The 13,305-nt window shown below is 49.8% G+C and carries 15 protein-coding genes; 4 read left to right on the plus strand and 11 right to left on the minus strand.

Going from position 1 to position 13,305, the window contains the following annotated elements; translation table 11 throughout:
• Nucleotides 1-73: 73 nt before the first annotated feature.
• Nucleotides 74-1,516, plus strand: coding sequence for a pyruvate kinase (gene pyk, locus QUE74_RS12235; RefSeq protein WP_286332129.1), 1,443 nt, complete (start codon nucleotides 74-76; stop codon nucleotides 1,514-1,516).
• A gap of 131 nt (nucleotides 1,517-1,647) precedes the next feature.
• On the opposite strand, the gene lpxM is transcribed toward pyk, so the two are convergent.
• From lpxM to znuA, 3 genes are all read right to left on the minus strand, one after another.
• Nucleotides 1,648-2,619: a lauroyl-Kdo(2)-lipid IV(A) myristoyltransferase gene (gene lpxM / locus QUE74_RS12240; protein ID WP_000448381.1), complete on the minus strand. Its 972-nt coding sequence runs from the start codon at nucleotides 2,617-2,619 to the stop codon at nucleotides 1,648-1,650.
• Nucleotides 2,620-2,737: 118 nt separating this feature from the next.
• On the minus strand, nucleotides 2,738-4,060 hold the full coding sequence (gene mepM / locus QUE74_RS12245; RefSeq protein WP_001184045.1) for a murein DD-endopeptidase MepM: 1,323 nt from the start codon (nucleotides 4,058-4,060) through the stop codon (nucleotides 2,738-2,740).
• A 15-nt stretch (nucleotides 4,061-4,075) separates the two neighbouring features.
• Nucleotides 4,076-5,008: a zinc ABC transporter substrate-binding protein ZnuA gene (gene znuA, locus QUE74_RS12250; protein ID WP_001360732.1), complete on the minus strand. Its 933-nt coding sequence runs from the start codon at nucleotides 5,006-5,008 to the stop codon at nucleotides 4,076-4,078.
• Nucleotides 5,009-5,086: 78 nt separating this feature from the next.
• Here znuA and znuC point away from each other — a divergent pair, with 78 nt between their 5' ends.
• Nucleotides 5,087-5,842, plus strand: coding sequence for a zinc ABC transporter ATP-binding protein ZnuC (znuC, locus tag QUE74_RS12255; RefSeq protein ID WP_000202996.1), 756 nt, complete (start codon nucleotides 5,087-5,089; stop codon nucleotides 5,840-5,842).
• Entirely contained in the window at nucleotides 5,839-6,624 is a 786-nt protein-coding gene (gene znuB / locus QUE74_RS12260; protein ID WP_000571478.1) for a zinc ABC transporter permease subunit ZnuB, read from the plus strand. The genes znuC and znuB overlap by 4 nt, the downstream gene beginning before the upstream one ends.
• A gap of 177 nt (nucleotides 6,625-6,801) precedes the next feature.
• Here znuB and QUE74_RS12265 read toward each other — a convergent pair whose 3' ends face one another.
• The 6 genes from QUE74_RS12265 to QUE74_RS12290 all read right to left on the minus strand — a co-directional run bounded on the left by QUE74_RS12265 (nucleotide 6,802) and on the right by QUE74_RS12290 (nucleotide 11,519).
• Nucleotides 6,802-7,782, minus strand: a complete 981-nt coding sequence (locus tag QUE74_RS12265; protein WP_000399629.1) for an IS110-like element IS621 family transposase — start codon at nucleotides 7,780-7,782, stop codon at nucleotides 6,802-6,804.
• Nucleotides 7,783-8,050: 268 nt separating this feature from the next.
• Nucleotides 8,051-9,061 (minus strand): Holliday junction branch migration DNA helicase RuvB, encoded by a 1,011-nt coding sequence (gene ruvB / locus QUE74_RS12270; RefSeq protein ID WP_000568522.1) that lies wholly within the window; start codon nucleotides 9,059-9,061, stop codon nucleotides 8,051-8,053.
• 8 nt (nucleotides 9,062-9,069) lie between these two features.
• Nucleotides 9,070-9,681: a Holliday junction branch migration protein RuvA gene (gene ruvA, locus QUE74_RS12275; RefSeq protein ID WP_000580323.1), complete on the minus strand. Its 612-nt coding sequence runs from the start codon at nucleotides 9,679-9,681 to the stop codon at nucleotides 9,070-9,072.
• Nucleotides 9,682-9,848: 167 nt separating this feature from the next.
• On the minus strand, nucleotides 9,849-10,433 hold the full coding sequence (locus tag QUE74_RS12280) for a hypothetical protein (protein ID WP_001054409.1): 585 nt from the start codon (nucleotides 10,431-10,433) through the stop codon (nucleotides 9,849-9,851).
• A gap of 37 nt (nucleotides 10,434-10,470) precedes the next feature.
• Nucleotides 10,471-10,656, minus strand: a complete 186-nt coding sequence (locus QUE74_RS12285; protein ID WP_000929568.1) for a hypothetical protein — start codon at nucleotides 10,654-10,656, stop codon at nucleotides 10,471-10,473.
• A complete protein-coding gene (locus QUE74_RS12290; protein WP_241957444.1) occupies nucleotides 10,656-11,519 on the minus strand; it encodes a hypothetical protein in 864 nt (287 codons plus the stop codon). The genes QUE74_RS12285 and QUE74_RS12290 overlap by 1 nt, the downstream gene beginning before the upstream one ends.
• Between QUE74_RS12290 and QUE74_RS12295 the strand changes: the two genes are divergently transcribed.
• Nucleotides 11,427-11,990 (plus strand): YebB family permuted papain-like enzyme, encoded by a 564-nt coding sequence (locus QUE74_RS12295; protein WP_234761061.1) that lies wholly within the window; start codon nucleotides 11,427-11,429, stop codon nucleotides 11,988-11,990. The genes QUE74_RS12290 and QUE74_RS12295 overlap by 93 nt on opposite strands.
• Before the next feature lies 1 nt (nucleotide 11,991).
• Here QUE74_RS12295 and ruvC read toward each other — a convergent pair whose 3' ends face one another.
• Nucleotides 11,992-12,513, minus strand: a complete 522-nt coding sequence (gene ruvC / locus QUE74_RS12300; RefSeq protein WP_001295503.1) for a crossover junction endodeoxyribonuclease RuvC — start codon at nucleotides 12,511-12,513, stop codon at nucleotides 11,992-11,994.
• 34 nt (nucleotides 12,514-12,547) lie between these two features.
• The gene (locus QUE74_RS12305) at nucleotides 12,548-13,288 is read right to left on the minus strand and encodes a YebC/PmpR family DNA-binding transcriptional regulator (RefSeq protein WP_000907234.1); all 741 of its coding nucleotides are present in this window, start codon (nucleotides 13,286-13,288) and stop codon (nucleotides 12,548-12,550) included.
• Between the last annotated feature and the right edge of the window lie 17 nt (nucleotides 13,289-13,305).

The raw sequence follows: 13,305 nt of genomic DNA on the forward strand, positions 1-13,305 counted from the left end.
GCCATAACGGCGTTATTTCATTCGGATTTCATGTTCAAGCAACACCTGGTTGTTTCAGTCAACGGAGTATTACATGTCCAGAAGGCTTCGCAGAACAAAAATCGTTACCACGTTAGGCCCAGCAACAGATCGCGATAATAACCTTGAGAAAGTTATCGCTGCGGGTGCAAACGTTGTACGTATGAACTTTTCTCACGGCTCTCCTGAAGATCACAAAATGCGCGCGGATAAAGTTCGTGAAATTGCCGCAAAACTGGGGCGTCATGTGGCTATTCTGGGTGACCTCCAGGGGCCCAAAATCCGTGTATCCACCTTTAAAGAAGGCAAAGTTTTCCTCAATATTGGGGATAAATTCCTGCTCGACGCCAACCTGGGTAAAGGTGAAGGCGATAAAGAAAAAGTCGGTATCGACTACAAAGGCCTGCCTGCTGACGTCGTGCCTGGTGACATCCTGCTGCTGGACGATGGTCGCGTCCAGTTAAAAGTACTGGAAGTTCAAGGCATGAAAGTATTCACCGAAGTGACCGTCGGCGGTCCGCTCTCCAACAATAAAGGTATCAACAAACTCGGCGGTGGTTTGTCGGCTGAAGCGCTGACCGAAAAAGACAAAGCAGACATTAAGACTGCAGCGTTGATTGGCGTAGATTACCTGGCTGTTTCCTTCCCGCGCTGCGGCGAAGATCTGAACTATGCACGCCGCCTGGCTCGCGACGCAGGTTGTGATGCAAAAATTGTCGCCAAAGTTGAACGTGCGGAAGCCGTTTGCAGCCAGGATGCAATGGATGACATCATCCTCGCCTCTGACGTGGTAATGGTTGCTCGCGGAGACCTCGGTGTGGAAATTGGCGATCCGGAACTGGTCGGCATTCAGAAAGCGTTGATCCGTCGTGCACGTCAACTAAACCGCGCAGCAATCACTGCGACCCAGATGATGGAGTCAATGATTACTAACCCGATGCCGACGCGTGCAGAAGTCATGGACGTAGCAAACGCCGTTCTGGATGGTACTGACGCTGTGATGCTGTCTGCAGAAACTGCTGCTGGTCAGTATCCTTCAGAAACCGTTGCAGCCATGGCGCGTGTTTGCCTGGGTGCGGAAAAAATCCCGAGCATCAACGTTTCTAAACATCGTCTGGACGTTCAGTTCGACAATGTGGAAGAAGCTATCGCCATGTCAGCAATGTACGCGGCTAACCACCTGAAAGGCGTTACGGCGATCATCACTATGACCGAATCGGGTCGTACCGCTCTGATGACCTCCCGTATCAGCTCCGGTCTGCCGATTTTCGCTATGTCGCGCCATGAACGTACGCTGAATCTGACTGCTCTCTATCGCGGCGTTACGCCGGTGCACTTTGATAGCGCTAATGACGGCGTAGCAGCTGCCAGCGAAGCGGTTAATCTGCTGCGCGATAAAGGTTACTTGATGTCTGGTGACCTGGTGATTGTCACCCAGGGCGACGTGATGAGTACCGTGGGTTCTACTAATACCACGCGTATTTTAACGGTAGAGTAAGTACGTTGCCGGATGCGGCGAAAACGCCTCATCCGGCCTACAGTTCAATGATAGTTCAACAGATTTCGAATCTTCTGAAGCAAACTTGAACTTATCACACGGCGGAAGCCTCTCCTCGCGAGAGGCTTTTTTTATTTGATGGGATAAAGATCTTTGCGCTTATACGGTTGGATTTCGCCCGGTTTGCGAGTTTTCAGCAATTTTAATATCCAGGTGTATTGTTCTGGTCGCGGACCAACAAAAATCTCGACTTCTTCATTCATCCGCCGCGCAATCGTATGGTCATCCGCCTCTAACAGATCATCCATCGGTGGGCGCACCTGAATCGTCAGACGATGCGTCTTGCCATCATAAATTGGAAACAGCGGTACAACGCGCGCACGGCACACTTTCATCAATCGACCAATCGCGGGCAACGTCGCTTTATAGGTGGCAAAGAAATCAACAAACTCACTGTGCTCGGGGCCATGATCCTGATCGGGTAAATAATATCCCCAGTAGCCCTGACGTACCGACTGGATGAAAGGCTTAATACCATCATTTCTCGCATGCAGACGACCGCCAAAGCGACGACGCACCGTGTTCCAGACATAATCAAAAACCGGGTTGCCCTGATTATGGAACATCGCTGCCATTTTCTGCCCTTGCGAGGCCATCAGCATGGCCGGGATATCGACGGCCCAACCGTGCGGCACCAGAAAAATCACTTTCTCGTTATTACGCCGCATCTCTTCGATGATCTCCAGCCCTTGCCAGTCAACGCGCGGCTGAATTTTCTCCGGCCCGCGTATTGCCAACTCAGCCATCATTGCCATCGCTTGCGGCGCAGTGGCAAACATCTCATCAACAATCGCTTCGCGTTCAGCTTCACTACGTTCTGGAAAGCAGAGCGACAGATTGATTAACGCACGACGGCGTGAGCTTTTTCCCAGTCGTCCGGCAAAACGTCCCAGCCGTGCCAGAATGGGATCACGGAACTTTGGTGGCGTTAAAGCGATACCCGCCATCGCTGCTACGCCCAGCCATGCACCCCAGTAGCGCGGGTGGCGAAAGGATTTATCAAACTCAGGAATGTATTCGCTATTATTTTTTTTCGTTTCCATGCTTTTCCAGTTTCGGATAAGGCAAAAATCAATCTGGTGATAGTGTAGCGGCGCAACTTGCCCCGCACCAAATAAAAAAGCCGGTACTGACTGCGTACCGGCTGCGAATGGATGTTAATTAATCAAACCGTAGCTGTGGCACAATCTCTTTGGCCTGCGCCAGGAATTCGCGACGATCGGATCCAGTCAGTCCTTCGGTACGCGGCAGTTTTGCCGTCAACGGGTTTACGGCCTGCTGGTTTATCCATACTTCATAGTGCAGATGCGGCCCGGTTGAACGTCCGGTATTACCGGAAAGCGCGATACGGTCGCCACGTTTCACTTTCTGTCCTGGTTTCACCAGAATCTTGCGCAAGTGCATATAACGCGTGGTGTAGCTGCGACCATGACGAATAGCCACATAATAACCTGCTGCGCCACTGCGTTTGGCAACCACCACTTCACCGTCACCCACTGAAAGTACTGGCGTACCCTGTGGCATGGCGAAATCAACACCTCTGTGCGGTGCAACGCGACCAGTCACCGGGTTAGTACGACGCGGGTTAAAGTTAGAAGAGATACGGAATTGTTTCGCCGTCGGGAATCGCAAGAATCCTTTCGCCAGACCAGTGCCGTTACGGTCGTAGAATTTGCCATCTTCAGCGCGGATTGCGTAATAATCTTTACCTTCTGAACGCAAACGTACGCCCAGCAGCTGACTTTGCTCACGTTTGCCATCAAGCATTTCTCGTGACATTAACACCGCAAATTCATCGCCTTTTTTCAGTTTGCGGAAATCCATTTGCCACTGCATAGCTTTAATCACAGCGCTCACTTCGGCGCTGGTTAAACCGGCGTTTCTGGCGCTGGCAACAAAACTTCCTCCGACAGTACCTTTCAGCAGATTGTTAACCCATTCCCCTTGCTGCATTTCGCTGGTCATTTTAAAACCGTTAGCGGCAGTACGGTCATAGGTTCGGGTTTCACGACGAGACACTTCCCAGGTGAGGCGCTGCAGTTCGCCGTCCGCGGTTAATGTCCAGGAAAGTTGTTGACCGATTTTCAGGTTACGCAATTCTTTGTCGGCAGCAGCCAGTTGGGTGATATCACCCATATCAATACCATACTGATTGAGAATGCTGCTTAGCGTATCGCCAGTGGAAACAACATATTCATGCACGCCCGCTTCACCGGCGATTTTGTCATCCAGTTCATCCTGGGGAATGGCTTCATCTTCTTGTGCAGCTTGATCAATCGGCTCACTGGCTTCAGGTAAGAGCGAACGAATTTCGTTCTGTTCCAGCTCAATGGTTTTGACAATTGGCGTGGCATCGCGGTGATAAACATAGGGCCGCCAGACAGCGACGGCCAGAGTAAGAACGGTGAGCGACCCCAACATAACGCGGTGTGGTCGCGGTAAATTATTAAACGCCAGGGCGACAGAGCGGGCTATCTGTTGCACGTAATCACTTCCTCATTAATCTCCTTTCAGGCAGCTCGCATACTGGTTGGCTAATTGATTCAGGAATTCTGAATAGCTTGTTTTACCCAGTTTGATATTCGTCCCCAGGGGATCCAACGTTCCCATACGAACGGATGTCCCTCGTGCGACGCTCTCAACGACCGCTGGCCTGAACTGTGGCTCAGCAAAAACGCAGGTTGCTTTTTGCTCAACCAACTGTGTTCTTATTTCATGTAAACGCTGCGCGCCAGGTTGAATCTCAGGGTTAACGGTAAAATGACCAAGCGGTGTCAGTCCGAACTGTTTTTCGAAATAGCCGTAAGCATCGTGAAAAACGAAATAACCTTTCCCCTTGAGCGGCGCGAGCTCGTTACCAACCTGCTTTTCGGTTGAGGCTAATTGTGCCTCAAAATCCTTCAGGTTGGCGTCAAGTTTGGCTCGACTTTGCGGCATAAGTTCCACTAATTTTCCATGGATTGCAACCGCTGTAGCCCGCGCTATCTCTGGGGAAAGCCAAAGATGCATGTTGAAATCGCCGTGATGGTGATCTTCGTCACTTTTTTCTGCGTGGTCGTGATCATCATCATCTCCGTGAATACTTTTCATCAGCAGCGGTTTCACATTCTCTAGCTGCGCAATCGTTACCTGTTTGGCTTCAGGTAATTTACTTACCGGTTTTTGCATGAACGCTTCCATCTCCGGGCCAACCCAAACAACTAAGTCCGCGTTCTGTAAGCGTTTTACATCTGATGGACGCAGTGAATAATCATGTTCTGAAGCGCCGTCAGGAAGTAAAACCTCCGTTTCTGTTACCCCAGCAGCAATGGCAGATGCGATGAACCCAATGGGTTTAAGCGAAGCGACAACGGCGGCATCTGCGGCCTGAGTTGCACCGCCCCAGAGAGCGGCAGATAATGCTGCGAAAAGAAGCGTTTTTTTATGTAACATAATGCGACCAATCATCGTAATGAATATGAGAAGTGTGATATTATAACATTTCATGACTACTGCAAGACTAAAATTAACATGACAAGTCTGGTTTCCCTGGAAAATGTCTCGGTTTCTTTTGGCCAACGCCGCGTCCTCTCTGATGTGTCGCTGGAACTTAAACCTGGAAAAATTTTGACTTTACTTGGGCCAAATGGCGCAGGTAAGTCGACACTGGTACGGGTAGTGCTCGGGCTGGTAACACCCGATGAAGGGGTTATCAAGCGCAACGGAAAACTGCGCATCGGCTATGTACCGCAGAAGCTGTATCTCGACACCACTTTGCCACTGACCGTAAACCGTTTTTTACGCTTACGCCCTGGAACACATAAAGAAGATATTTTGCCTGCACTGAAACGTGTCCAGGCCGGGCATCTTATTAACGCACCGATGCAAAAGCTCTCTGGTGGCGAAACGCAGCGTGTACTGTTAGCACGAGCATTGTTAAATCGACCGCAATTATTAGTGCTGGATGAACCCACTCAGGGCGTGGATGTAAATGGTCAGGTAGCGCTGTATGACCTTATTGACCAACTGCGTCGCGAACTGGATTGTGGCGTTTTAATGGTGTCTCACGATCTGCATTTGGTAATGGCAAAAACCGATGAAGTGCTTTGCCTGAATCACCACATTTGTTGTTCCGGCACACCGGAAGTTGTTTCCCTGCATCCGGAGTTTATTTCTATGTTTGGTCCTCGTGGTGCTGAACAACTGGGTATCTATCGCCATCATCATAATCATCGTCACGATTTACAGGGACGAATTGTTTTGCGTCGGGGAAATGATCGCTCATGATTGAATTACTATTTCCCGGTTGGTTGGCCGGGATCATGCTCGCCTGTGCCGCGGGTCCGCTGGGTTCATTTGTAGTCTGGCGTCGTATGTCTTATTTCGGTGATACGCTGGCTCATGCCTCGTTACTTGGCGTCGCGTTTGGTTTGTTGCTGGACGTTAATCCATTCTATGCGGTGATTGCGGTTACGCTGCTGCTTGCGGGTGGTCTGGTATGGCTGGAAAAGCGCCCACAACTAGCGATCGACACGTTATTAGGGATTATGGCACACAGTGCCCTCTCGCTGGGCCTGGTGGTCGTTAGTCTGATGTCTAACATTCGTGTTGACTTAATGGCTTACCTGTTCGGTGATTTGCTGGCAGTGACGCCAGAAGATCTCATTTCCATTGCGATTGGCGTGGTCATCGTGGTAGCGATTTTGTTCTGGCAATGGCGTAATTTACTGTCGATGACGATTAGCCCGGATCTGGCGTTTGTTGATGGTGTGAAATTACAGCGCGTGAAATTGTTGTTGATGCTGGTGACGGCATTGACGATTGGTGTAGCGATGAAATTTGTCGGTGCGTTGATTATTACTTCGTTGCTGATTATTCCTGCAGCTACAGCGCGTCGCTTTGCCCGCACGCCGGAACAGATGGCCGGTGTCGCTGTTTTGGTGGGAATGGTGGCAGTAACTGGCGGTTTAACCTTTTCCGCATTTTACGATACGCCGGCGGGTCCGTCGGTAGTGCTATGTGCGGCACTGTTATTTATTATCAGTATGATGAAAAAGCAGGCCAGCTAATATGTCGCTGAACACATTTGTCGGATGCGGCGCGAGCGCCTTATCCGACCTACGGTTCGCTACTTTTGGTAGATACTGTTATGGCCTGCAAGTTTTTTTCTACCCTGGTTTCCCAGATTGCAGGCATGCCAGACACAGCGCCGTCAGGCGCTGTTTTTTTCATCCCTTCCGCGATTTTTACGCAGCTACCGGATTATGCCGTGACGCATCGAACGGTACGCCTGACTTCAGCACTCCATACGCCACCTGTGCCAGCTTGCGCATCATCGCGCCGAGAATCACTTTTCCTTTCTTGCCATTAGCCGCCAGACGGTCGCGGAACGCCCGTCCCCACTCAGTCTTACTGGTGGCTACCATTGCAGGCATATACAACGCCCTGCGAAGCGACACATGTCCGGCTTTACTCAACCGGCTTGCCCCTCTCACACTACTGCCTGATTCATAACGCCGTGGTGTCAGACCCGCAAAAGCGGCGAACTGTCTGGCATGGGCGAAGCGGTCCTTCAGACCTATATAAGCCAGTAATACCGCAGATGTTTTCTCTCCGATACCCGGGATACTTTCCAGCAGTTTCCTGCGGTGTTTCATATCCGGATCATCGTCTGTCAGGTCTTTTATCTGCTTCTCAAGACGCTTCAGCTCTGCTTCAAGCCACAGAAGGTGAGCATCAATGCTCGGTCTCTGGACTTCCCGCGCCGTTTCAGTGCGGTTCAGTTCCTGCGTGTGCATATCTGTCAGCGCCTGGTGGCGTACGACCAGGGCACGCAACGCGCGTTCAAGCGGGTGAGGCGCTTCCCAGGCTGCAGGGCGCTTCTGACGACAGAACTCTGCCAGCATGCGCGCATCCACGGTATCAGTCTTGTTACGCAGTCCTTCACTCTGAGCGAAAGCTTTACCCAGTGCAGGATTAATGACTGACACTATGTAGCCAGCATCGTAAAGGCACTCTGCGACAGGTTCCATATAGGTGCCGGTCGCTTCGATGCAGATATGCGCATGGTCAATCTTGTGACCTTTCAGCCAGCTCACCAGCTCATCGTGCCCTTTAGTGGTGTTAGCGAATTTTTTGGTGCGATGACGACCATCAGGACGCAACACATCGACATCCAGTTTCTCTTTAGCGGTGTCGATACCGATATAATGAAGTTCATGTTCCATCGTGAAACCAACCTTGCAAATACGGATTACCGGGAAAACCGGTCCATGATACTGTCCGGTTTATCACTTTGGGAGAAAGGCAGTCCGCTGCATAAATCTACGCAACAGGTTGAAAACCTAAGGCCCGATACGGCATGCGGACTGCAGGCAGAGAAAACTGGCCGATTTTCTCTGCACAGGAGGGATAATACAAGGCCTGATAAGACGCGAACAGCGTCGCATCAGGCTTATCGCCAATGTCGGAAGCGGCTTGAATGCCTTATTCAACTTAAGGCATTTCTGGTGGCGTGATGCCGAAGTGGTTCCACGCCCGCACTGTCGCCATACGCCCGCGCGGTGTACGCTGCAAAAAGCCTTGCTGAATCAAATAAGGTTCCAGTACATCCTCAATGGTTTCACGTTCTTCACCAATAGCTGCCGCCAGGTTATCCAGGCCTACCGGCCCACCAAAGAACTTATCGATTACCGCCAGCAACAATTTGCGGTCCATATAATCGAAACCTTCAGCATCAACATTCAGCATATCCAGTGCCTGGGCGGCGATATCCGCCGAGATGGTGCCATCGTGCTTCACTTCGGCAAAATCGCGAACACGACGCAGCAGACGGTTGGCAATACGTGGCGTACCACGCGCCCGGCGAGCAACTTCCAACGCGCCGTCATCACTCATCTCAAGCCCCATAAAACGGGCACTACGACTGACGATATATTGCAGATCCGGCACCTGATAAAACTCCAGACGTTGCACAATACCAAAACGATCGCGCAACGGTGATGTCAGCGAACCTGCGCGCGTGGTTGCACCAATCAGGGTAAACGGCGGCAAATCAATTTTAATGGAGCGTGCCGCCGGACCTTCACCAATCATAATATCCAGTTGGTAGTCTTCCATTGCCGGATACAACACCTCTTCCACCACTGGCGAAAGACGGTGGATCTCATCAATGAACAGCACGTCATGCGGTTCAAGGTTAGTGAGCATCGCTGCCAGATCGCCCGCCTTTTCCAGCACTGGACCGGAAGTCGTGCGTAAATTCACGCCCATTTCATTGGCGACAATGTTGGCAAGCGTAGTTTTACCTAAACCAGGAGGACCAAAAATCAACAGATGATCGAGGGCATCTCCGCGCAGTTTCGCTGCTTTGATGAAAATCTCCATCTGTGAACGAACCTGCGGTTGACCAACATACTCTTCCAGTAATTTGGGGCGAATGGCGCGATCTGCCACATCTTCCGGCAAAGTGGTACCGGCAGAAATCAGACGGTCTGCTTCAATCATCCTTTACCTCATAACGCGGCGCGCAGGGCTTCACGAATTAATGTTTCACTGCTGGCGTCAGGGCGAGCGATTTTGCTCACCATCCGGCTTGCTTCTTGTGGTTTATAGCCCAGCGCCACCAACGCGGCAACCGCTTCCTGTTCAGCATCGTCGGTCGCCGGGCTGGCAGGTGACGTGAGTACCAGGTCGGCAGCTGGCGTAAAGAGATCGCCATGTAAACCTTTAAATCGGTCTTTCATTTCGACAATCAAGCGTTCGGCGGTTTTTTTGCCAATACCCGGCAGTTTCACCAGAGCCCCGACTTCTTCACGCTCAACGGCATTAACGAACTGCTGCGCTGACATTCCGGAGAGGATTGCCAATGCCAGTTTAGGCCCAACGCCGTTGGTTTTGATCAACTCTTTGAACAACGTGCGCTCTTGTTTATTGTTAAAACCGTACAGCAGTTGCGCGTCTTCACGCACCACAAAGTGGGTGAAAACGATCGCTTCCTGACCCGCTTCAGGGAGTTCATAAAAACAGGTCATCGGCATATGCACTTCATAGCCTACGCCGCCCACTTCAATTAATACCAGCGGGGGTTGTTTTTCAATGATGATGCCTCTGAGTCTGCCTATCACATGACGCTCCTGCGTAATGAATCAAAGATAATGCTGTATGATAAAAAAATGCTGGATAGATATCCAGCGAGGGATGATATTAAATCATTTCAGAACTGATAATCCTTTGGCTCACGGTATCTGAAATTTTCTATGAATCACCTTACATCGCACTCTTTCTTTGACTTCTAATGGCCAATTTTTCCACGTTCCTTGCTGGCGTGCTTCCATTCGCGGCATTTTTTTAGTTGGTGAAGGAGTAAGACCGCAAATATAAATGCGCTTATTGCCCATATAGCTATCAGAATCGGCAAAGGGCTGATATTGAAAAACACGTTTTCACAGGGTTTCCCGATGGCGGGGCGATCTTTTACAACCTTCACGCACATGGTGATTCCTGGTTTTATACGCTTGTCCTCAACATGCAAATTCCATGTCTTACCGTCAATCTGCCAGGTCAGGTCATAGGCATACAGCCCCGAGCAATCAATCCTTCCTCCCCGCAGTAAATTGCAGGAGTGCGAGGCGCTACGCTTAAAATTACTGGTATAACGAATCGAAGAAACTTTTGCGAGCGTAGTCAAGCTATTGCGGTGGTACTCATACTCCTGAACGGCAGCATAACTGGTATAAATCGCTAAAAAGAAGTAAAAGAGCGCAATTGGCTTCCTGAAACGTGGGTAGTGAGCTTCCATGAGATAGATGCTTAATATCAACGTCCCGGCAAGAGCAAATGAGATTAAAAGCTGATTGAATACGCTTGATAAATTCATCCGCGCCTCTGTATCTGGCAAGCAGGTAGAGGACTAATCATTCAGCGAGTCCCTGAACGCTGAATTTTTGCGGGATCATTCCACTATCAATACGCCACTGATATGACTCCGTATGCGCTAACTCGTCACCATTAAGATCAATCGAGACCTGGTTTGAGTAAATATCATACTCATCAATTATGTCAGCGCCTGAGTATTCATACAGAGCATAATATCCTGCCATCAAATCCCCCTTCGACACCCTTTCATAACTTTTTGCACATAGCCATATCGCCAGTTAATCAAATCAAAAAGAATGCTTTCGGCATCTTCTCTTGCAAAAATATCATCCCCGACTCTGATGATAAAACTTCCGGCATTAATTTTATAATGATGTTTTCCCGGCAAGAATTCAAAAGCCTGAGTGAGTGAAAACGATTCTTTATAATGCTCACCCGCAGGAATAACTTGCCAGCCATCGACCCCATCATAAATTCCACACATCCCATCAAGGACAATGTTGCTTGTTGTGATGTCAAAGGCTTTATTGCAAGGCATCAAACCACCTTCAAATATATAAGCAGGTTGATTATTGCTATTGTAGAAATCCAGTAAAGCATTCACCACCTGCCCCTGCTGTATAACGCTAAGCCTCACGGTGACACCACTTTGCGCCATTCTCGCATCGTTAAGGCTTGCACCAGCTTCACCCACGCCGTAGATATCATCACGCATATGAATAATTTGAGGCACAAACTCATTATTCTCATTTAAAGAAATACGTCCATATCGCCAGGGATAGCGAATGACATTATCTTGAGCAAATACATTCACGCATTGACTGATCGAAACTATAATTATCACATTAATAAATAACCGCATAAAACATTCCTTGTCATGATTACAATACAATGCTAATGCTTTACCATCACGAAAGATAGATGCTGTTTTATATATAAATAATGGATTGATATAGTGAAAATAAATTACCCAGTTAAATATGAAACCGGTGATATTGTTTTTACCTGCATCGGTGCTCGCCTGTTTGGGCAAATCTCTGCAGCCTCGAAATGCTGGAGCAACCATGTGGGGATAATCATCGGACATGACGGTGATGATTACCTGGTTGCGGAGAGTCGAGTTCCGCTCTCCACAATCACAACTTTGTCACGATTTATTGAACGGTCGACCGATCAACGCTACGGTGTTCGCCGCCTCGCAGGAGGTTTAACCGCAGAGCAAAAACTTGCTCTGGTCGAAAAGGTCCCCGGACGGTTGCATAAGCTCTACCACACCGGCTTTAAATACGAATCTTCCCGCCAGTTCTGCTCAAAATTCGTTTTTGATATTTATAAAGAGGCGTTATGTATTCCGGTGGGTGAAATAGAGACGTTTGGAGAACTGCTAAATAGCAATCCGAACGCAAAACTCACTTTCTGGAAATTCTGGTTTTTAGGTTCGATTCCGTGGGAGCGTAAAACCGTAACACCAGCCAGTTTGTGGCATCATCCGGGTTTGGTGTTGATTCATGCGGAGGGAGTAGAAACGCCTCAGCCTGAATTGACCGAGGCGGTATAACTTAACGCAGTCGCCCTCTCGCCAGGTTCAGCCGCGATTCGCTCATCTGCATCGCATTCTGACTAACGTGGCAGTGGGTGATGGCAATTGCCAGCGCATCAGCGGCATCCGCCTGCGGATTAGCGGGGAGTTTCAGCAAGGTGCGAACCATATGCTGCACCTGGCTTTTTTCGGCACTACCAATACCTACCACCGTTTGCTTTACCTGACGTGCCGCGTATTCAAATACCGGTAATTCCTGATTCACCGCCGCCACAATCGCGACGCCACGCGCCTGCCCCAGCTTCAGGGCCGAGTCGGCATTTTTAGCCATAAAGACTTGTTCAATGGCGAAATAATCAGGCTGGAACTGGGTGATGATTTCCGTCACGCCCGCATAGATGAGCTTAAGACGAGACGGTAAATCATCTACTTTGGTGCGTATACATCCGCTACCCAGGTAGGACAGCTGCCTGCCCACCTGGCGGATGACGCCATAGCCGGTCACGCGCGAACCCGGGTCAATGCCGAGAATAATAGCCATCACGCGTCTCCGTTTTGCTGTTTAGCAGGCCTCATCAGAGAGTCGCTGCAACCTCATCAGAGATTTCACCGTTATGGTAGACTTCCTGCACGTCGTCGCAATCTTCCAGCATATCGATCAGACGCATCAGTTTCGGTGCGGTTTCTGCATCCATATCAGCTTTGGTGGACGGGATCATGGAAACTTCCGCGCTGTCTGCTTTCAGACCTGCAGCTTCCAGAGCGTCGCGTACTTTGCCCATTTCCTCCCATGCAGTGTAGACGTCAATCGCGCCATCATCATAGGTCACAACATCTTCAGCACCAGCTTCCAGAGCTGCTTCCATGATGGTGTCTTCATCGCCTTTCTCAAAGGAGATCACGCCTTTTTTGCTGAACAGATAGGCTACGGAACCATCAGTACCGAGGTTACCGCCACATTTGCTGAATGCGTGACGCACTTCAGCAACGGTACGGTTGCGGTTATCAGACAGACATTCAATCATGATTGCCGTGCCGCCAGGACCGTAACCTTCGTAGATGATGGTTTCCATGTTTGCATCATCATCACCACCCACACCACGGGCAATTGCGCGGTTCAGGGTGTCTCGGGTCATGTTGTTAGACAGTGCTTTATCAATAGCTGCTCGCAGACGCGGGTTAGCATCCGGATCGCCACCGCCCAACTTAGCCGCGGTTACCAGCTCACGAATGATTTTAGTGAAGATTTTACCGCGCTTAGCATCCTGCGCAGCTTTACGATGTCTGGTGTTGGCCCATTTACTATGACCTGCCATAAAAATATCTCCAGATA

The organism is Escherichia sp. 10290 (assembly GCF_030295155.1).
Classification (GTDB): domain Bacteria; phylum Pseudomonadota; class Gammaproteobacteria; order Enterobacterales; family Enterobacteriaceae; genus Escherichia; species Escherichia coli_F.

Bases quoted from the DNA above. Each gene is read 5' to 3' on its own strand.
- pyk (WP_286332129.1), top strand. From the start codon at position 74: ATGTCCAGAAGGCTTCGCAGAACAAAAATCGTTACCACGTTAGGCCCA.
- lpxM (WP_000448381.1), bottom strand. From the start codon at position 2,619: ATGGAAACGAAAAAAAATAATAGCGAATACATTCCTGAGTTTGATAAA.
- znuA (WP_001360732.1), bottom strand. From the start codon at position 5,008: ATGTTACATAAAAAAACGCTTCTTTTCGCAGCATTATCTGCCGCTCTC.
- znuC (WP_000202996.1), top strand. From the start codon at position 5,087: ATGACAAGTCTGGTTTCCCTGGAAAATGTCTCGGTTTCTTTTGGCCAA.
- znuB (WP_000571478.1), top strand. From the start codon at position 5,839: ATGATTGAATTACTATTTCCCGGTTGGTTGGCCGGGATCATGCTCGCC.
- QUE74_RS12265 (WP_000399629.1), bottom strand. From the start codon at position 7,782: ATGGAACATGAACTTCATTATATCGGTATCGACACCGCTAAAGAGAAA.
- ruvB (WP_000568522.1), bottom strand. From the start codon at position 9,061: ATGATTGAAGCAGACCGTCTGATTTCTGCCGGTACCACTTTGCCGGAA.
- QUE74_RS12280 (WP_001054409.1), bottom strand. From the start codon at position 10,433: ATGAATTTATCAAGCGTATTCAATCAGCTTTTAATCTCATTTGCTCTT.
- QUE74_RS12285 (WP_000929568.1), bottom strand. From the start codon at position 10,656: ATGGCAGGATATTATGCTCTGTATGAATACTCAGGCGCTGACATAATT.
- QUE74_RS12290 (WP_241957444.1), bottom strand. From the start codon at position 11,519: ATGTCCGATGATTATCCCCACATGGTTGCTCCAGCATTTCGAGGCTGC.
- ruvC (WP_001295503.1), bottom strand. From the start codon at position 12,513: ATGGCTATTATTCTCGGCATTGACCCGGGTTCGCGCGTGACCGGCTAT.
- QUE74_RS12305 (WP_000907234.1), bottom strand. From the start codon at position 13,288: ATGGCAGGTCATAGTAAATGGGCCAACACCAGACATCGTAAAGCTGCG.